The organism is Paenibacillus sp. J22FR21, assembly GCF_056269135.1.
On the sequence record NZ_JBWDNJ010000002.1, the window covers coordinates 815,062 to 835,395 of the forward strand.

Here is a 20,334-nt window from a genome sequence, read left to right on the forward strand (position 1 = left end):
ACGCAATGGTTGAACCTAATGCTGATGGAACGACTCTGGATTTAAGGCTGATACGCGTCATGAGAAACATGGTGAACACGCTGTTTGGGAGTTTAGAGCGCGACATCACCAGCTATGGTCTCAATATAGAAACCTTCCAAATTCTCGAGTTTCTATACAATAAGGGTCCACATCCGATTCAGAAGATAAGCGATACCTTCTCCATTCCAAGCGGAAGTATCACTTATGTGGTTGATAAATTGGAGAAGAAGGGATACGTGGAGCGGCTTCCGATTCCCGGTGATCGACGTAAAACGAATGCCGCATTGACGAATGAAGGACGCAGTTATTTTGATACGATTTTCCCTAAGCATGTGCAGACGATTACTGACAATTTGTCCTTTGTAACGGATGAGGAGAAGCAGCAGCTGATCGAACTGTTTAAGAAAATTGGCTTTGGCATTAAAGATAGGCAAGACAACGAAACGAACCCTAAATCATAAACAATACGGAGGTACTTATTATGTTGAAAATCGCGATTATTCTTGGAAGCACACGTCCCGGCCGCAATGGTGAAGCAGTAGCACGATGGGTAACAGACATCGCAAACAAACGCACGGATGCATCATTCGAGCTTGTCGATCTTGCGGATTTCAATTTGCCGCTATTGGATGAACCGATTCCTGCATCCATGGGACAATACAGCAAGCCGCATACAATTGCTTGGTCAGAGAAAATTTCTTCCTTTGACGGCTATGTATTCGTTACACCTGAGTATAATCACGCTACTTCCGGCGCTCTCAAGAATGCCATTGATTTTCTCTTCCACGAGTGGAAAGATAAAGCAGCAGGCTTCGTAGGTTACGGCGGCAGCGGCGGCGCCCGTGCAATCGAGAATCTCCGCTTGATCGTTGGCGAGCTTCACATAGCTGACGTACGTGCTCAGGTTGGACTTTCCCTCATTACTGATTTTGAGAACTATAGTGTATTCAAACCAGGTGCTCATCAAGAGCCTGCGGTTAACACGATGCTTGACCAAGTAATCGCTTGGAGCGGCGCGTTGAAAACATTGCGTTAAGTCGATTTCAAAGTCGATTTCGAAGTCAAATTCGATGAATCAAGCCGCGTCAGATCTATTCTGATGCGGCTTTTTACTGTTTCCGGACATTGCGGCAGGAGTATGCGCGACAATAGAGAAGTAGTACCGGATAATCATACAAATTCACATGTAAAGGATTGTGATATCCGCATGCATCAAGTTGGTACAATCATTCAGCAAGGTCCTCAGCCTTGGGCGATCATTCAACAGGAGAATGGGGTAGGCAGCATTACATTAACCGGGGTGTGGGCTGCTCCCGAAGGTGTACCATTCAAGACTGCGCAAGTGCTTGCTCGGGTAGTTAGCGAGGAGGATGCAAGAGAAGTTATTGCATGGCAGCCGGCTACGATGTTTTCCGCGGAGCAAGGATGGGAAATCACGTTACACTCCATTGCTCAGGGAGGGCTTTATCGTATCGAAACCAGCTTACAGCTTGATGATAATCCTGCTTTAGAATGGGCAACTCGTGGCGATATGATCCATCATATCGGCGTCGGCGATCTCTGGGTTATAGCAGGACAGAGTAACGCAGCCGGTTACGGCAAAGGGCCGTTCCAAGATCCACCGCAGCTTGGCATCCATTTGCTCCGCAATAATGGACATTGGGATTTGGCCTCGCATCCGTTTAATGAATCGACAGCATCGATACATATGGAGAATCGAGAAGGGGCTAATCCCGGTCATTCTCCGTTTCTGGCATTTGGCAAGCTGCTGCAGAAGGAGCTGCGCATTCCTATAGGATTGGTCCAAACCGCTCTGGGCGGCTCTCCGCTCAAAGCCTGGAACCCGGACGAGGATGGCGTTCTTCATCGCAATATGATGAACATCATTCAATCGGTCGGCGGCAAAGTACGCGGTATACTCTGGTATCAAGGGTGCTCCGATTGCTCGCCTGCGGATTCGGTTACCTATCTGGAGCGGTTTGAACATACCGTTCAGCAGTGGCGCCGTGAATTAAATAATGCCAGCCTACCGGTTCTGACGGTTCAGCTTAATCGTTGTACGGATGCTGCAACGGAAGAAGGCGATCGTTCCTGGGGGCGCGTTCGTGAAGCACAGCGTCAAGCTGCACTGGATATCCCTCAAGTGTATGTCATTCCTGCGCTGGATTGTCCGTTATCCGACGGCATTCATAACAGCCCTGCAGGGAATATGATCATTGGGGAACGAATGGGCAAGCAGGCCTTGGCTCATGTTTACGAGACTACATCGTTAAATGCGAAAGCACCGTGTCTTACTTCTGCAACCTTTATCGATAAGCAGGACAAGCCTCGTATTCGGTTGCAATTCGCCAACGTAGCCGGTTACTTGCTTGCGATTGGGCCGGTTTCACAGGTTTTCACGGTGGAGGATGTGAATGGCCAGATTCATGTGAGCAGTTGGGAAATAACGGCTCGTAATGAGATTACACTGAATCTAGACAGAGCAGCAGAGGGTGAAACCGTCGTACATGCCGCTCATGAAATGAATCCGTCGAGCTTCCTGCCTTTGGATTCCGGTACCTATATGCCGCTTCTTGCTTTTTATAGCCGGAAGGTAAATGAATAGGATGAAATGAAGGACGCTGCCAACTTGGCAGCGTTTTTTCATGATCGTTCATAAAATGGAAGAACGAAGCTCATACTACCGGAAAGTTCTAGAATGAGACGCTCTCGAACGAAAGAAATCAGTTTTATCAAAAGGAAGAAGACAATGACAGAAGCTAATTATGAAAAGACACTTGCGGAATTCGGGGATAGTTTTGACCTTGTTCATCGTTCTTTTCATCAGGATCGAATTCGTATTATTTATTTAAATTCATTAGTTGATTCCCAGTCGTTAGAGTGGGAAATCCTGTCTCCCTTAAGAGAAGTGTCGTTCAATATTTATGAACAGTCGACAAAGCAGTCACTGTTTCAACGAGTAGTTGATCAAGAGGCAGTCATACAAGGATTATTAGACGGTAATGTGACTTTGTTCGCCGAGGGGCAAACTTATTTAATCAATGTGCCTGGATACGAGGAGCGTGCTATCTCACAATCTGAAAGAGAAGCCGTAATAAATGGGCCGCATGACTCCTTTAATGAAGTATTAAAAACGAATGTATCCTTAATTAGAAGAAGAATCAGAAGTCCTCGTTTAAAAATGATTACATTATCTGTCGGGGAAATTTCAAAAACGAAAGTTCTTATCATTTATCTTGAGGGTATTGCCAAAATGGACATGGTGGATCATCTGAAAGAAAGGATTCAAGCCATAAAAGTGGACTCCATAACGGATTCCAATTGTTTGATTCAGAAGTTAGATCATCATCAAAACTCGCCATTTCCTCAATTTTATACGACGGAGAGGCCAGATATCGCTGTGACCAAACTATATGGCGGTAAGATTATTGGACTTGTCGATGACAGTCCCAATATTATTTGTATGCCTTCCAGTTTTTTTGATTTTTTTGATTCACCGGATGACAATTATCAGCATTGGACGATAGGGACAGCAGTTAAGCTGCTGCGATACTTAGCTTTATTTATTACAATCATACTTACAGCTTTTTATGTCTCGATATGTACGTATCATTACGAAATGATTCCTCAATCCCTACTACAAAGCCTTATGCAGTCTAGAAGCAGGGTGCCATTTCCGCCTTTTATTGAAGCTCTCTTCTTAGAAGTAGTCATTGAACTGCTAAGGGAGGCGGGTGCGAGACTGCCTACAAAGATTGGTCAAACCATTGGAATCGTCGGTGGTATCGTAATCGGCCAAGCAGCTGTTGAAGCGGGGATTACCAGCAATATCTTAATTATTGTTGTAGCCGTATCGGCAATTGCTTCTTTTATCGTACCAAGTTATGGGATGAGTGCCTCCATTCGACTCGTTCGATTTTTCTTTATCATCATGGCAGGGTTGCTGGGCAATATTGGAATCTTCTTTGCGTTAGGGATAATAACGATCCACTTAATTGGATTATCAAACTTCTCCTCACCTTATATTAAGGCGATTTCTCCTACCTATTTCAAACAATGGATGGAAGATGTCATCATAAGGCCGTTTTATAGAAACAAATGAGGGGTAACAACCTACATTCTTGGATGCAAGCAGGGGAAAATACGAGGAAAATGGTGATAACTGTGAAAGAACGACTCCAGCCATTTCAACTGTCTATCTTAATCTATACGGTACAAAATGGACTTGCCTTGTATACCTTGCCTCAAATAGCGGCCCAATATTTTGGAACAAACGGATGGTTAAGTATCATATTCATATTCTTTCTCGTGAATGTGAATCTGTTAATGATCGCTATCATTTATAAGCTGGGAAAAGGACAATCCATTTTCCAAATCATTGAGGCGACAGTACCCAAATGGGTAATGATGCCCATTTATTTGGTTATGATTTGTGTTTGGGTCGGATTGGCGAGCATGATTATGAGGGAATATATCTTCATTATCAAGATATTTTTTTATCCGGCACTACCAGCCGTTTATTTTGTCATTTTCTTTACGCTGCTGAGTTTTCAATTGTTAACAGGTGGAATTCACCATATTACGAAGGCATTAGTTGTTCTCACTTGCTTCGTCATTCCGATGATTTTTTTACTTCTTTACTTGATCCCGGAATTTGAATTTGCCCGTTTCACCCCTTTTTACTTTAAAGGAGGAACAGACTTTTTCAAGGGGGCACTTCATGTTTATTCCATTTATCTAGGTGTTGAAGTTTCCATGCTCTTCTTCCCTATGGTAGATAAAAAATGGACGAAGTCGCTTTTTATTGGGAATTTCCTTTCGATGTTCGTTTATTTGATTGTCACCTTTATGAGCTTTGGCTTCTTTAGCTTCGATCAAATCTTAAACGATCTCTATCCCATTATGACATTGTTTGAATATACAGAAGTTTCTTTCCTTTCACGGGCCGAGAATCTTTGCTTTTGTGTTTTTGCTTTCAAGGTACTGGCAACATCGGTTATTTATTACTGGGGGGCGCAGCAAACCCTTAGAAATATAGCTAAAAAGGTAAAACCTAATTTGTGGATAATCGGCATATTGACAACGGGATTCATTCTCGCGCTAATTCCGGATTCGATCGGCCATGTAGACAAGTGGTTAAATTGGTTGAGCAATTGCGCGATTATTATTGCGTGGGTAATCCCACTATTCGTGTTAGGCATCCTTTTCATACAAATGCTTAAAAACCAGATGAAAAGAGAGACCGAATATGCCCAATAAAATGATACTATTCTTCGTAATATGTTGTTTCTTAACGGGTTGTGAAGAAAGCAATGTGATTGAAAAGTTAGCAGTGCTCGAAGCCGGTGCTTACGATTTGACGGAAAGCAAGGAGAACCCCATTGCAACAACCGTTCTGTTCCCCACCGTTACGAGAGAAGGAAAGTTTGATACCATGACTCTTACCGCTAATGGTAAATCCATTCATGACACCTTCGTAAAAGTTCAAAATCTAACCAATCTCAAGATCGTTGGAGGGCAAGGGACGATTCTATTTGGGGAGGAACTAGCTAAAAAAGGACTAATACATGTTGTCAAATCATTGAAAAGGGATCCGGAAATCGGAACTCGCGTTAAATTCGCCCTTGTAGAGGGAAAAGCAGGAAAACTTCTTGAAACTGATTTCCCCTCCATCGAGGATAATGCAGAATTTATTTATATGTTCTTGGAGAGAGCAAGCAAACAAGACAAAGTTCTTGTAACGAATCAATATCACTTCTTAAGGGATTATTACGACGATGGGATAGATCCGGTGCTTCCCGTGTTTACCTATGAAGGCGAGACCATTGGATTAAAAGGATTGGGTGCTTTTAAAGAAGATCGATATGTTGCACTCCTTACTTCAACTGAAACACAACTCCTTAATTATTTAATCGGAGACATCCATAATGGCAGATTGATGATCAATTTGACTAATGCATCGCCAGGAGACAATGTTCAGCTTTCAATAAGTAACATTAATGCTGAGAATGATAAAAAAATAAACACAAAAAATATGCAGGCCGAAGTCATGTTGAATTTAAAAGGAAGCGTCCTCGAATACACAGGTACGATGGATATAAGCAAAGAAAAGTACCATAAACAATTGGAAACACAAATTGAACAATACTTAGTAACCAATTCGGAAAAGTTGATCGCCAAATTACAAAAATATCAAACAGACCCCATAGGAATAGGAAAGGTGGTACGTAATCATTTATCCTATGAAAGATGGCACGCGATGAACTGGAAAATGATTTACTCCAAGATGCCGATTAAAGTAAAAGTAAAAGTGGAACTGGTTAATTCCGGAAAATCGAAATAATTAATCCGCGAAAGCGGATTTTTTTGTATCCTCATATGGGTTTATAAGCAGCTAATTGATGTTACAATAGAGGTGGAAAAAAGAGGTGTACCTACTAAATGAAGAGCATGAGGTGGCGCTTGAATATGAATCCCGTCGAACAGAAGTCTTTGTCTGCGGAATTAGAAATAGTGTTGAAAGCGGTTGCGGACCGCATGGTTCCGGAAGATGCATGGCCATCAGCAACCCAAGCAGGTGTACTTACATCCTTAGAGCGACATTATAACGAGGATCCTGATACATGGCTGAAACTGGTGGAGCCGGGCATTCTGGCACTGCAAGCAGAAGCATTAGCCCGCTTTAGTCGTTCGTTTGCTGAGCTGTCGGCAGCAGAAAGTGACCTTCTGTTGACTGCAGTCCAGCTGGGACAAGTTCAGGATTGGCCGGTTTCATCGAAGCGATTATTCGATACGTTATTAACGCTAGTCATTGAGGGGTATTATGGAAGTCCCGAAGCAGGCGGGAATCGCGCCGGCAAGTCATGGGACATGATCGGATTTCGTCCGGGTCCTGTTTCAGGCGCTCAAGTACCAGCCCAGGAAACTGATTTGCCACAACGTTCCATTGACGAGCTGCGAGATCAATATGATGTCATCGTGATAGGAGCCGGAGCCGGCGGATCCGTAGCTGCAGGCGTGCTGGCCGAATCCGGACTTCACGTACTCGTCGTCGAGCGTGGAAGCTGGCTGCGTTATGATCAGGTTGGGCGCGATCACTTGCGAAATCACCGTTTGAGCAAATACGGACATAATACCGGTCCGGCGCTTGTTGGCAACCCGCGGACGATTCTGTTGCCTAACGGACAGGAGCGAATTACGGTTCCACACGAAGGGGAGTACCACAATAACGCGATGACTGTAGGCGGCGGAACTAGGGTCTATGGCGCACAAGCGTGGCGGTTTCATCCGGAAGACTTCCGCATGGCGACACGTTATGGCATTCCGGACGGAAGCTCGTTAAGCGACTGGCCGATCACCTATCAAGACCTCGAACCGTATTATGAACGCGCCGAATGGGAAGTGGGTGTCTCCGGTGATGGCAATGCCTTCCCGGGTCGAGGGAAACGAGAGCGTTCCTACCCGATGTCGGCGATGCCTAGAACGATAGAAGGCGACCGTTTAGCCCAAGCGGCCGTGAAGCTGGGATGGGATGCAGGTCCCGTGCCGCTGCTTATCAATTCGGTTGAACGCGATGGACGACCGGCTTGCGGGCAATGTGGTCAGTGTGTAGGTTTCGCATGTCCAACGAACAGCAAGAACGGCGGACATAATACGATGATGGTGAGAGCCACTTTACCTGGGAATAAGTGCGACCTCATCTGCGATACGATTGTGGAGCGAATTGAAACAGAAGGTGGAAAACGAGCGACTGGCGTTCATCTCATCCACGAGCGTAAGGATGGTTCGATTCAGCGCCGATCTATTCGCGCCGGGCATGTAGTGGTCGCTGCCGGAGCAATCGAGAGCGCTAGACTTCTGCTTCAATCCGCAAATGAGGCCGAACCGAATGGGATTGGCAATCGGTTCGGTCAAGTAGGCAGACACCTGCAGGGGCATGTTTATGCCGGAGCTTACGGTATATTTGATGAGCAAATTCAGGACGGCAATGGTCCGGGCGTGAGCATCGCGACCTTCCGATTCGAACATAGCGATGAAGCAGGTGTCATCGGAGGAGGGCTGCTAGCCAACGAGTTCATACGTCTGCCCCTCATTCACTGGAATCGCGCGCTTGCTCCGGATGCAGCTCGTTGGGGGAGTGCGGGCAAGGAAACGATGCGCGAGACGTTTCTGCGCACCAGTCAAATTCAAGGCCCGATTCAAGAAATTCCGACAGCTGATTCAAGAGTTCGCTTATCGCCTACGGTGAAAGATCGCTTCGGTCTTCCCGTTGTTCAGCTATCCGGAGGTGTTCATCCGGAGTCTCTTCGCGCATCGGTTATGCTGGCCGAGCAAGCAGAGAAGTGGCTTTGGGCTGCGGGAGCGCGACAAGTGTGGCGAACACGTGCCGGAAACGGGCTAAGCGGCGGACAGCATCAGTCCGGAACGCTGCGTATGGGGAATGACCCTGCAACATCCGTCACCGATCCGATGGGCAGAGTACATGGGTATGATAATCTGTGGGTGAGCGACGGTTCCGTGCATGTGACTAACGGCGGCGTCAATCCGGTGCTGACCATACTTGCGCTTGCCTTCCGCACTGCGGATAATCTGGTGAATCAAGCCTGATTAGGTGTGCAATGAATACTTTCTATTCGTTTCTTATCTATGCATATCCATTTCCTATCGATATAGTTATGGCTAGTAATAGGAAATAAGCTGGATAAATAGGAGGTAGCTATGAATACAAATTCAGTTAAAATTAGCAGGCTGCATGAAATGCTGACCGAATATGTTGAACATGAACAGTTCCCGGGTCTATCTGTCGGAATCGTGTATGACCACAACCTAAGCTTTGCCGGTGAATATGGAACGGCTAATAAAGGGACGGGTGCCCCCGTGCTTCATGATACCTTATTTCATCAAGCTTCTGTATCCAAAACCTTCGTAGCTACAGGCATCATGCAGCTTGTTGAACAAGGGAAAATAGATTTGGATTCGCCGATCTTGGCGTATCTACCCTACTTTAAACTGGATGACGAGCGATACAGGACGGTTACAGTCAGGCAGCTGATGAACCACACCTCCGGGATGCCGGATGAGAATGATTACGCGTGGGACCGGCCGGAATACGATGAGCAAAGCCTCGAAAGATATGTAAGAAGTAGTAGTCATCTTAAGCTGCAAAGCGATCCAGGCGATAAGTTCGCTTACAGTAATATTGGCTATGAGATACTGGGCGACCTTATCGCAAAAGTCAGCGGGTTGAGCTTCGAGCACTATATGAATGCAGCCATTCTGGAACCGATCGGAATGCGTTCCAGTTCCTTTCTGAAGCAGGAAGTAGAAACGCAGCTGGCCGCGCCGCATGTGCTCGGATCTTCCCCTGGTTACGGTGGTTATGTCAGCGATGTGTTTCCATACAACAGGGCACATGCACCAAGCTCCACGTTGTATACCAGCGCAGAAGATATGTGCCGCTATCTGCAGATGCACTTAAACCAAGGAGCTGCAGGCAATGGATATTCCGCGTTGCAGTCCGGAAGCCATGCTGAAATGTGGAAGCCTCATGCTGAAACGGGCTATGATCCTAAGAAATCGCATATCGGTCTGGGCTGGTTTATGGGAGATTACAAGGGCTCACGTATTCTCTCCCATTCCGGTTGGGATACGGGGTTCCTAACCCATTTGTTCATTCTTCCGGATGATCATATCGCTATAGCCGTTATGGCCAACAGCGATTATGTTTGGCTGGACAACGTGTCCTTCTCCATACTGGATCAATTGCTGGGGTTAAGAGACATGTCCCATATTAAGCGATCTCTTGCTCATAAAGTTGCCTCTCTGGCTGTATCTGATGGTGTGGAGGCAGCAATGGAAGAGTATCATCGTATCATGATTGCGGACTCGGAAAGCTACTATTTAGCCGATTATGAATTTGTGGGTATTACGGAAGCGTTAGCTCGCAGCAATCAAGAACAAGATGCTATGATTCGTATCTTATCCTGCGGCGCAGCCATAGCTCCTGAAAGCAGCGCCATATCAAGCCGGTTGCAGGAAATTCGAGCAAACACGATATCTCAATAAGAAGAGGCCGCTCTCAAAAGTGTGCAAGACGACTTTTGAGGCGGCCTCTTTTTTGGGTTAACGAAGAGACCTAAGCCCCGCGCGAACCTCTTCGGAGAACAGCAGCGGCACTTCCCAAGCAGCGAAATGTCCGCCGCGGTCAACTCTGTTATAGTAGATAAGTTCAGGGTAAGCCTGCCGGGTCCAGCTCTTGGGCGCTTCATACAGCTCAAACGGAAAGACTGTCACGGCTGCGGGGATTTGGACTCCCTTTACGACGAAGAAGGAGAACGTGTTCTCCCAATAGAGCCGGGCTGCTGAAATGGCTGTTTTCGTCAACCAATAGAGCGTAGCGTTATCGAGAATATTATCTCTGGTAAGACCTTCCGGATGTCCATCGAATGCCTTAATCATCAGCTCCAGGCTGCAAGCATCGTGGTCCATTAAGAAAGCTGCCAAGCCTATGGGCGAATCCACCAGTCCGGTCAGCGTCTGCGGGCGTGTACCCATCATTGAAGCGTAGCCGAGATGTCTGTAAACGAAAGCCAATTGCTCGCAGGCACGCATCTCTTCCGGCGTTAGATTGGGGGGAAGCGGATTGCCTTTCATGAGTGCGGTATCAATGTGAGGTGGAACCGTGCCCGGCATATTGGAATGAATACCGATTAGTCCCGGCGGTTTCATAACGGCCATGAAATCTGTAATGATCGCTCCCCAATCGCCGCCTTGCGCCACATACTTCGAATACCCGAGTCGATTCATGAGTTCGGTCCAGGCACTTGCAATGCGTTCAGGACCCCAACCGGTAGTAGTCGGTTTACCTGAGAAGCCATAGCCGGGCATAGATGGAACGACCAAATGGAAGGCATCCGAAGCTTTCGCTCCATACGCGGTAGGATTGGTTAACGGATCGATTACTTTGAGCAGCTCGATGATGGAGCCCGACCAACCATGCGTGATAATCATCGGCAAAGCATCTTCGTGCTTAGATCGAATATGCATGAAATGGATGTCCAGCCCATCGATCTCTGTCAAGAACTGAGGGATATTGTTGAGCGTAGCCTCGCACTTGCGCCAATCATATTCGGTTGCCCAATATTCCGCGACTTTCTGCATGGTTGCAAGCGGAACACCTTGCGATTGGTTCGATACCGTTTCCTTCTCCGGCCATCTTGTAGCGATAATGCGATTACGCAATTCAGTAAGCTCTGATTCCGGAAAATGAATCTGAAACGGCCCTCGGATGGCTTTCTTATCTGCCATTTGTGCTGCATGTTGTTGGCTTACGTTTCCTTGTGCCATGGTATGTTCTCCTTTAGAAAAGGCTTAAATGAACGCAGGGGGTAAGTCTACGTGGATGAAAATGAATCCTTATACTTTATTCAAGTCTCTGCCCATTCGGACCAACCGAATCAACAACATCTCTTATGGGGTTCCTTTTTGATTATCATTGACTTTATGTCCGGAAGAGGCAATAATGTGACTAAATTGTCAGTGTTGTCAGAGGTGGAATGAATGAGTAAGAAACAGGATATCATGACGGCTACGCTCGAATTAATTCATGAAGAGGGACTGCAATCATTCACCTTCTCCAAGATTTTCAAGCGTGCAAACGTCGGTTCCGGCACGATCTATAACTATTTTGCGAATAAAGAAGAGCTCGTGAACGCCGTGTATAAAGAGGCACGCATGCATATGGGGGAATATTTGCTCCATGGCTATAATCCTGGAGCGAGCCTGTATGAACGGTTTAAATGCCTTCAGTTTAATCGACTCCAATTCGGCGTTGATTTCCCCAAGGAATTTTTGTTTATCGACAGCTTCTCTTACTCACCGTATATCTCACCGGAGCTGCGTAATATGGACGATGCTCATCATTCCCGAGAAGTCGTTCATTCCTTAATTGTGGAAGGGCAGAAGCAGGGGATTATCAGAGAGATGGATTCACACCTGTGCCATCAGCTCATCCACGGGATCATTTCGTCCATCCTGAAAGGGTACTATGTACAGAAATATCCGCTGAATGAACAACAGGTGCAGCAAATTCTTGAGGCGTCATGGAAAGCCATCCTTGTGTAAAAGTCTTTTGGGCCATTATGGTCTCAAGGGGCTTTTTTATTTGTGGTCATGGAATAATCATTCCGATAACAAGAAAATATTGGTTGGAATATACATTCCGAAACGTGTTGACTTGAGTTAGAGATGAGACTATACTGATCGCATTGGAACGAACATTCCAAATCACTCACATCATTGGGGAGGCACAATCATATGTCTAAAGTTTGGCTTATTACAGGAAGCTCAAGAGGTTTCGGCCGCAGTCTCGCAGAAGCGGTTTTGGCTAGTGGAGATCAACTCATTGCAACGGCTCGAAATCCCGAACAGCTCACTGATCTTGCTGAACGTTATGGCAGATAGATTCGTACGGTTCAACTGGATGTCACTCGGTTTGATCAGGCAGAAGCCGCGGTGAAGGCCGCTTTCGATACATTCGGACGGTTAGACGTACTTGTCAATAATGCAGGATACGGCAATGTCTCCTCCATTGAAGAAACTTCGATGGATGACTTCCGCGCTCAAGTAGAAACGAACCTTTGGGGCACAATTAATGTAACGAAAGCTGCGCTGCCACTGCTGCGCGAGCAAGGTCACGGTCACATTGTTCAGTTCTCGTCCATCGGCGGTCGCACAGGTGCACCCGGTCTTGCACCGTACCAATTGGCCAAATGGGCAGTTGAAGGTTTCTCTGAGGTCCTTGCCAAAGAAACGGAATCGCTAGGCTTGAAGGTCACTTTAATCGAACCCGGCGGTTTCCGTACCGACTGGGCCGGTTCATCCATGCAGCACATCGAACCGCGTGTTGAGTACCGGGACACCGTCGGTGGTCTGCTCAAGCACCTGCGCAACACAACCGGCCAAGAGAATGGCGATCCGGATAAAGCTGCGCAAGCCATCATCACAATCGTCAATGAAGAGAATCCGCCTCTTCGTTTGCTGCTTGGCAGCGATGCAGTCGAGATCGCAAATGCAGTGGATGAAGGGAAATTAGCCGAAACAAAACGCTGGGAGATGCTAAGTCGCTCGACAGATTTTGAAGCCAGGGAATTGAGCCGAGAAGTTACTCGCATGTACGAGGAAATTGGTGATTAATACATTAATTCATTCATTACACTCAAGGAGGCAGCAGTATGACTCAAATTACGATGAATAATCCGATTCTTACTTTCATCAATGTATTCACAGTGGACCCCGCGAATCAGGATCGTCTGGTTGAGCTGCTTACAAGCGCAACAGATGTCTCCGTTCGTTACGCGAAAGGGTTCATCTCTTCGAGTCTTCATCGCAGCTTGGATGGGACTAAAGTGACGATGTATGCGCAGTGGAGAAGCGAAGAGGAATATAACGCGATGCGAAGTGATCCTAAACCACTTCCGTATCTGCAAGAAGCATTAACGATAGCTAAGTTTGAGCCCGGGATGTATGAAGTGGTTCGAACATTCGAGCCAGCCTGAGAATAACCGACAAGTTAATCTGAGCCCTTTGCGACCTAGAGTCCGAAGGGCTCTCTTTATTAAGTCAGCGGGATTGGGAGAATATCGGTTTGCAATCATGGAAAATATAACGAAATATATGCTCGGATAGGGGGGAAGCCAGCTTGGAAGTGTTTATCGTCGTACTTGTGTTACTCGTCCTTATTGGTGTGTCGAATGTGATTTACCGGTTCGTGCCATTCGTGCCGGTACCGCTCATCCAGATCGTGCTCGGCGGCTTCATTACTGTGCTCCCGATCGGCATTCATCTACAGCTGGAGCCGGAGCTGTTCTTTATCTTGTTCATCGCCCCGCTGCTGTACAATGATGGCAGACATACACCGCGAGAAGAGCTCTGGCGACTGCGTGCTCCGATACTGCTGCTTTCCGTAGGGCTGGTATTCGCTACCGTATTCGTAGTCGGCTATACGATTCACTGGATGATACCGACAATTCCGCTGGTCGCAGCCTTTGCTCTGGCAGCCATTCTGTCACCGACGGATGCGATTGCGGTGAGCGCACTCGCTGGGCGAATCCACCTGCCGAAGAGTCTTATGCGACTCCTCGAAGGCGAAGCGTTAATGAACGACGCTTCCGGCTTAGTTGCGTTCAAATTTGCGATCGCGGCAGCGGTAACCGGCATTTTCTCGCTGCAGAAAGCCGCTTTCAGCTTTCTTCTTATCTCGATCGGCGGACTTCTAGTGGGGGCCATGCTCGCTGTAATTATTGCAGGTATACGGCAATTACTGCGACGCAATGGGCTGGATGATGAAACGATGCACATGCTGCTGCAGCTGCTGACGCCTTTTGTCCTTTATTTATGTGCCGAGGAAGTCGGTGTTTCGGGCATCTTAGCAGCGGTCGCCGGCGGGATTGTGCATGCCATTGAGAAAGATAAAGTGGAGTGCGACATCGGGAAACTGAAATCCGTTTCCACCAGTACATGGTCCGTTTATTTGTTTATCCTGAACGGCCTCGTATTTGTCATTCTGGGGACGCAAATTCCTGACGTGACCTCAGTCATCTTCAAAGATCCGGGCTTTAATAACATTGTCGTTATCGGTTATGCCGTGGCTATCTTTGTGCTGCTGCTCGCGCTCCGATTTGTGTGGACGCTGCTCTTTACGCAGGGCTGGCGGATATTCGGCTCCTACAGTAAAGAAGCATCGAGCTTCAAAGCACTCATCATGACAACCATCTCTGGCGTGCGCGGTGCCGTCACGCTAGCCGGCGCCTTCTCCATTCCGCTGTTTCTGAGCAGCGGGGAGCTGTTTCCGGAACGAAACCTCATGATTTTTCTCGCCGCCTGTGTCATTCTGTTGTCCCTCCTAACAGCCAGTATCTTGCTGCCACTAATTGCGAAGAAACGTGTCTTGTCGGACGAAACAGCGTTGGCCTTAGAGGAGAACGAATGGCATGTTCACATCCTGCAAGCCGCTGTGCGCCAACTGCAGCAGGAGAGTAATGAAGGGAACGAGGAAGCGGTGGATGCCGTCATTGAGGAGTACAACCAAATGATTGGGCAGCTTGGATCGAAAGACAGCCAATATAAACGGATATCTCGTTTAAATCAAGACGAAATTGCACTGCGGATCGAAGCATTGGAGATCGAACGGGACTATATCCAGGAGCGCCTCGAGAAGGGCACAATAACGAAAAGCCATGCGGAATTCTATAACAAAATGCTTGATCAAGTAGAAATTATTTTGGCGAATCGGCTGCACTTGTGGTTGTTGGTGTTCAAAAGGCTGCTCGGCCGATTGAAAGAGCTGATCACCGGCGCACCGCATTCAGGGCGAAGGGCATTAACGGAGCAAGACCTTGAATCGCTGCGGGGACTCCGTATCGAGTGCGGACAAGTGGTAATCAATCAGATTGGGCCGTTATGCGCACCGGAGAGTGCGAATGATCCGACAGAATGCGTTGTTGCCTATTATAAGCAGCTCGTCAATCGACTTCGATCGTTTCAGCTTCACAGTAAACGCAAGAAAGAAGCCTTCGATGAAACACGAAAGGAGCTTCACTGGATTGCGGTTCAGGCGGAGAGGTACGAGGTGCAGAATCTATATGAGCAGGGGAAAATCGATCGTGGATTGGTATCCGAACTGCGCCGCATCATACGGGACCGCGAAGCCTCCATGTACGAACAGATTGAGCTGGGTTGATCCTCTTCTTACAGAGGTAATCTACGGTATGATTGTGCTAAACTACTAGTAGAAACTTTTGTGATAATGAGGGGTAATATGTATAGCATTATGCTGGTTGAAGACGATGAGAAAATTAGACGGATTGTCGGGGATACGTTGGTAAAGTGGCAATATCAAGTGGTCGAAGTGACCGAATTTGAGCAGGTGTTAGCCGAGTTTAAGCGGTCAGAACCTCATCTTGTGCTGTTAGATATTAATTTGCCCGTCTTGGATGGTTACTATTGGTGTCAGCAGATACGCTCGGTTTCCAAGGTGCCGATTATGTTTCTGTCATCTCGCAATCAGAATATGGATGTTGTCATGGCGATCAATATGGGCGGGGATGATTTTATCCAGAAGCCATTCGAATTGGATATTCTGGTTGCCAAGATCGGCGCGCTTATTCGAAGGAAATATACGTATCAGGAAGATGAAAGTCCTACATTCATCCATCGGGGATTGAAATTAAATGTTACGAATTCAACGATAGAATTTCGAGGAAACATCATGGAGTTAAGCCGGAATGAATTCATCCTTCTACAGTTCATGATGCGACATATCGGCAAAATCGTTTCCCGCGAGGACTTGATGCAAGCACTGTGGAATGAAGAACAGTTCGTCGATGATAACACCTTAACGGTCAACGTGAACAGACTGCGCAAGAAAATCGCGGAGCTGGAATTGGAATCGTTTATCGCAACCCGCAAGGGAATGGGGTACTTGATCGAATGAGCTTCCTGCGTTTTCTATCCTACGAGAAACCTTACATTTATCTGTACATAGCTGGTTCCATGATTACGGCCGCGGTTATCTTGACCGATAACAGTGGCGGGAGCGTGGCATGGGGGACATTCTTCTATGCGTTCACCTTAACTTCGCTTGTATTACTTGGATTCTTAATGGTTCGCTACCAACAAAACTTGCGCGTGATGCGTCAAATGAGCAGCGGCGATGCTGACAGCTTATCTTTGGAGGGCGAGGTCACAAGGCAGTACTTGCATGAGCTGAAGATCCAACATATCCGCGAAATGAATCGGCTGCATGATCGGCAAAATGAGCATTATGATTTCATCGTCTCTTGGTTTCATGAGATAAAAACGCCAATTGCCGTTCTGCGTTTACTTCAGCAAACGGAAATGGATGCCAATAGTCTAAGAGAAGAACTTGCGAAGATTGAGCATTACATTGATCAAGCGCTTTATTACGCCAAGCTGGATAGTTTTAATCAGGATTACGATATTAAGAACTGTGACTTGCTGCAAATTGCGAAGGATATCGTAAAAACGCATTCGAAAACCTTTATTTCTAAGAAAATCCGTATGGACATGCAGGCAGAATCGATAGACGTTCAAAGTGATCCCAAATGGCTGCAGTTCATCGTCAATCAGATCCTGACAAACAGCTTGAAGTACACGGGGCATGGCGGACAGATCACGATTACTTCCGTGGAAACTCCGCTGGAGCGGCAATTGCTCATTCGGGACAGCGGGATTGGCATCAGCCCGCAAGACCTTCCACGCATCTTTAATCGTGGTTTTACCGGAGAAACAGGACGCAGGTACACGAAATCTACAGGCATGGGCTTATATTTGGCGCAGCAATTATCCAATAAACTTGGCCATTATATCACGTGCAGCTCTGAGGTCGGGGTATCCACCCAATTTATCATCCATTTCCCGAAGGATGAAGATCCCTATCTGTTGATCCGGCAACAACAAACGCAATGAACGGTCAGTAATCCAGGCTCCCGAAGTCGTCATGATGGACGACTCTGGGAGCCTGCATTTGATTAGTTCATTGCGTTTGTTGGATTCACTATTTTGTAGTAAACACTCGCAGAGGATAAATAAAACAGGGCATAGATGGCCACATACAGAAACAGAACCGCGGTGATAATCGAAGTGATCTGCGGGTAATCCTTGACTTCCTCCATCGTCGGATAAATCAACAGAAACCAACTGTGCAGCAAACCAAGCAGAATTGGAGGCAGGAATACAAACAGCAGCTGTTTACGAATAACCTTCTTCATTTCATGGTCATCGACGCCGAGCTTACGTAAGATCGAATATTGCCTCAGTTCTTCCGTGGCTTCCCGCAATTGCTTAAAGTAGATGATGCTTCCCAGTGCAAATAACGCGATGACCGCAAGGAATGCGGCAGAGAATAGCAGGAGAGATGAAGTTTCAGTATCAATCGTATAGAGATCGACAAATGCAGCGTAATACGATCCAGGTGTTGCCGTAACCAGATCATGGACTTGATGAGATAACGCAGTGGAATTTCGGGCGTCCTTGATTTGATAGATGTCGAACGAGCTAACGGCTGCTCCCGGTTTTAACCCTTCGAATGTTTCATCGGAAATGACCAGGATGGAAGGAAATGAGCCAACGTCCCCTTTGGAGTCGGTAGCCTTGCTGAGAAACGTATAGTTCTTCTTCTCAGCGAGCCGCAATGTCATCTCTTCCTTAAGTTTTACTGTGAATTCAGGCTGCTTGCCTACGGTAAACGTGATGGGTTGCGCTCCGACAGGCAGAAGGACTACTGCTTCTTGACCTTGCAAATTCACCTGTTGTTTATCCCCGCGCATGCTGACGATGTCATTGAATTGCGATTCCGCGAACAGCAGAATTCCTTCCTCAGCTGCATCTCGATTTCCAAAGGCAATGGTGCTGTCAGAAACCGGCACAGCAGATAGTCCATTAATTCTTTCATGGTGTGTAATGGGATGTTCGTTCTCCATTAATTGTTCAATTTGCTTTTGTTTGTCTGCATCTTGTGACGTAAACGCGATGTGGTTCGGAAACTCTTTCCCAGCTGATAAGATTTGCACGGTATAGTTTATCGAAACGAAACCAACCAAGAAAATGATTAACGCACTAAACAAGGAAATGAACGTTAGCATCAAGGTATTTCCGCGAATGGAGAATCGCAGCGAGGAAATCCATAACATTTTGTTACCATCCAAGTAGTTATTCCGCTTGCTCATCTTATCCAAGATCCAACCGAAAAACTGTCGGAAAAATAAATAGGTCCCGCCGATTATTCCGACCGTTACCGCAAACATACTCACCATGGTGTAGTCTTGCCAAACAACCGAGCTTCCGTCGCGACTGATGAGAAAGAAAGCTATTCCTAACAAGAGTACGGAACTTATTGCAAGCGATGCGGAGAATGGAACGGGCTTGTCCTTCTTGGCTTTGGCATGGAATAACTCCACCAATTGGACTCGGCGAACAGTAAGGTAGCTTTGTACACAAATAATGAGAATGATGACCGCGAAGAGCAGAATCGTTGACCTTATCGCCTCAATCGGGAAGGCAAAGGAGATTACTTCGTCGTAATGCATCAAATTCATCAATAACATGCCAAAGAACTTGGAAAGCAATCCGCCGACCAAAATCCCGCTGACGATAGAGATCGCGCTGAGAATGACAGTCTCGAGAAACACCATCCCTACAATATGCCGCTCACTCATGCCATACAGCAAATACATCCCAAATTCCTTCTTGCGCTGCTTCATAAAGAACGAGTTCGCATAGAGGATGAAGAAAATAATGAAGAAGAATACGACTACCGATGCGATGGAGACGCCAAGTTGAAAATTATCTTTATTTGCGATAGCGGTCAGAATATCATCGTTATACATAAGAGACGAGAATGTGAAATAGATGATGACCCCGATGAGCATGGAAATGAAGTAAATCGAATAGAGTCGAAAGCTTCGTTTCATATTGCGCCAAGATAGATCGAGCAAGCTCATCGTCGTTCGCCTCCTATGGCGCTTTGAACGGTCAGGATGCGATCGAAGAACTGTTTCTCGGATTGTTCGCCTTTAAACATTTCATTGACAATTTTCCCATCTCGGATAAAGATGACGCGCTGGCAATAACTAGCCGCATAAGCGTCGTGGGTAATCAAAAGTACCGTTGTTCTAAAAGAGTGATTAAGCAGTTGAATTTGTTCGAGCAGCTGAGTAGCGGATCGAGAGTCAAGGGAGCCGGTCGGCTCGTCCGCGAATACAATCGCAGGATTCGTAATGATTGCCCGTGCAGCTGCGGTGCGCTGCTTCTGACCGCCGGAGATTTCAGAAGGGTATTGCTGCAAGATCGATTCTAAGTTTAAGGCAGCTATTATTCTCGCTAATCGCTGCTCCATTTCCGCGACCGGTGTTTTCTGCAGAGAGAGCGGAAGCAGAATATTTTCTTTCACCGTTAACGTGTCCAGCAGGTTGTAATCTTGGAAGATAAAACCCATTCGTTTCTGCCGGAAATCGCGTAACGCTTTCTTCTTCATATCGAGCAGCGAGCTTCCCTCGATCCAAACATCCCCGCCATTAAAGCTGTCAATCGTGGAGAGCGTGTTTAATAATGTCGTTTTGCCAGAGCCGGATGGCCCCATAATGGCAGTGAATTCTCCTTGTTCAATCGTCAGATCAATACTTTTTAAGACTTGTACATTTCCATACGACTTCGATAAGTTCTTGGTTTGTATAATGTTCCCCATGGATGTCATCCTCCTTCACCACACCACTATACCGACTAATTTGCCCTTCA

Annotated in this window: 16 protein-coding genes and 1 pseudogene; 14 read left to right on the plus strand and 3 right to left on the minus strand. The window is 46.7% G+C overall.

The window, feature by feature from the left end; genetic code table 11:
- Positions 1-5: 5 nt before the first annotated feature.
- The 8 genes from AC0YNS_RS09530 (at position 6) to AC0YNS_RS09565 (ending at position 10,086) form a co-directional block, all read left to right on the plus strand.
- The gene (locus tag AC0YNS_RS09530) at positions 6-482 is read left to right on the plus strand and encodes a MarR family winged helix-turn-helix transcriptional regulator (RefSeq protein WP_475780746.1); all 477 of its coding nucleotides are present in this window, start codon (positions 6-8) and stop codon (positions 480-482) included.
- 20 nt (positions 483-502) lie between these two features.
- Positions 503-1,057, plus strand: coding sequence for an NADPH-dependent FMN reductase (locus AC0YNS_RS09535; protein ID WP_475780747.1), 555 nt, complete (start codon positions 503-505; stop codon positions 1,055-1,057).
- Between the two features lie 171 nt (positions 1,058-1,228).
- On the plus strand, positions 1,229-2,626 hold the full coding sequence (locus tag AC0YNS_RS09540; protein WP_475780748.1) for a sialate O-acetylesterase: 1,398 nt from the start codon (positions 1,229-1,231) through the stop codon (positions 2,624-2,626).
- Between the two features lie 144 nt (positions 2,627-2,770).
- Positions 2,771-4,123 (plus strand): spore germination protein, encoded by a 1,353-nt coding sequence (locus tag AC0YNS_RS09545; protein WP_475780749.1) that lies wholly within the window; start codon positions 2,771-2,773, stop codon positions 4,121-4,123.
- 62 nt (positions 4,124-4,185) lie between these two features.
- Positions 4,186-5,280, plus strand: a complete 1,095-nt coding sequence (locus tag AC0YNS_RS09550) for a GerAB/ArcD/ProY family transporter (protein WP_475780750.1) — start codon at positions 4,186-4,188, stop codon at positions 5,278-5,280.
- On the plus strand, positions 5,270-6,364 hold the full coding sequence (locus tag AC0YNS_RS09555; RefSeq protein ID WP_475780751.1) for a Ger(x)C family spore germination protein: 1,095 nt from the start codon (positions 5,270-5,272) through the stop codon (positions 6,362-6,364). Before AC0YNS_RS09550 ends, AC0YNS_RS09555 begins: the two co-directional genes overlap by 11 nt.
- Positions 6,365-6,489: 125 nt before the next feature.
- Positions 6,490-8,628: a GMC family oxidoreductase gene (locus AC0YNS_RS09560; RefSeq protein ID WP_475780752.1), complete on the plus strand. Its 2,139-nt coding sequence runs from the start codon at positions 6,490-6,492 to the stop codon at positions 8,626-8,628.
- A gap of 111 nt (positions 8,629-8,739) precedes the next feature.
- Positions 8,740-10,086: a serine hydrolase domain-containing protein gene (locus tag AC0YNS_RS09565; protein ID WP_475780753.1), complete on the plus strand. Its 1,347-nt coding sequence runs from the start codon at positions 8,740-8,742 to the stop codon at positions 10,084-10,086.
- Between the two features lie 57 nt (positions 10,087-10,143).
- On the opposite strand, the gene AC0YNS_RS09570 is transcribed toward AC0YNS_RS09565, so the two are convergent.
- Positions 10,144-11,367, minus strand: coding sequence for an epoxide hydrolase family protein (locus tag AC0YNS_RS09570; protein ID WP_475780754.1), 1,224 nt, complete (start codon positions 11,365-11,367; stop codon positions 10,144-10,146).
- Positions 11,368-11,580: 213 nt separating this feature from the next.
- Between AC0YNS_RS09570 and AC0YNS_RS09575 the strand changes: the two genes are divergently transcribed.
- The 6 genes and pseudogenes from AC0YNS_RS09575 (at position 11,581) to AC0YNS_RS09600 (ending at position 17,508) form a co-directional block, all read left to right on the plus strand.
- Positions 11,581-12,144 carry a TetR/AcrR family transcriptional regulator gene (locus AC0YNS_RS09575; RefSeq protein ID WP_475780755.1) on the plus strand — a complete coding sequence of 188 codons (564 nt, stop codon included), beginning with the start codon at positions 11,581-11,583 and terminating at the stop codon, positions 12,142-12,144.
- 192 nt (positions 12,145-12,336) lie between these two features.
- A pseudogene (locus tag AC0YNS_RS09580) lies at positions 12,337-13,215 on the plus strand (oxidoreductase).
- A gap of 38 nt (positions 13,216-13,253) precedes the next feature.
- A complete protein-coding gene (locus AC0YNS_RS09585) occupies positions 13,254-13,577 on the plus strand; it encodes an antibiotic biosynthesis monooxygenase family protein (protein WP_475780756.1) in 324 nt (107 codons plus the stop codon).
- Positions 13,578-13,726: 149 nt separating this feature from the next.
- On the plus strand, positions 13,727-15,760 hold the full coding sequence (locus AC0YNS_RS09590) for a Na+/H+ antiporter (RefSeq protein ID WP_475781014.1): 2,034 nt from the start codon (positions 13,727-13,729) through the stop codon (positions 15,758-15,760).
- A 78-nt stretch (positions 15,761-15,838) separates the two neighbouring features.
- A complete protein-coding gene (locus tag AC0YNS_RS09595) occupies positions 15,839-16,513 on the plus strand; it encodes a response regulator transcription factor (RefSeq protein WP_475780757.1) in 675 nt (224 codons plus the stop codon).
- Entirely contained in the window at positions 16,510-17,508 is a 999-nt protein-coding gene (locus AC0YNS_RS09600) for a sensor histidine kinase (RefSeq protein WP_475780758.1), read from the plus strand. The genes AC0YNS_RS09595 and AC0YNS_RS09600 overlap by 4 nt, the downstream gene beginning before the upstream one ends.
- Before the next feature lie 62 nt (positions 17,509-17,570).
- On the opposite strand, the gene AC0YNS_RS09605 is transcribed toward AC0YNS_RS09600, so the two are convergent.
- Both AC0YNS_RS09605 and AC0YNS_RS09610 read right to left on the minus strand, forming a co-directional pair.
- Positions 17,571-19,541: an ABC transporter permease gene (locus AC0YNS_RS09605; RefSeq protein ID WP_475780759.1), complete on the minus strand. Its 1,971-nt coding sequence runs from the start codon at positions 19,539-19,541 to the stop codon at positions 17,571-17,573.
- Positions 19,538-20,284: an ABC transporter ATP-binding protein gene (locus tag AC0YNS_RS09610; RefSeq protein ID WP_475780760.1), complete on the minus strand. Its 747-nt coding sequence runs from the start codon at positions 20,282-20,284 to the stop codon at positions 19,538-19,540. The genes AC0YNS_RS09605 and AC0YNS_RS09610 overlap by 4 nt, the downstream gene beginning before the upstream one ends.
- Positions 20,285-20,334 lie beyond the last annotated feature (50 nt).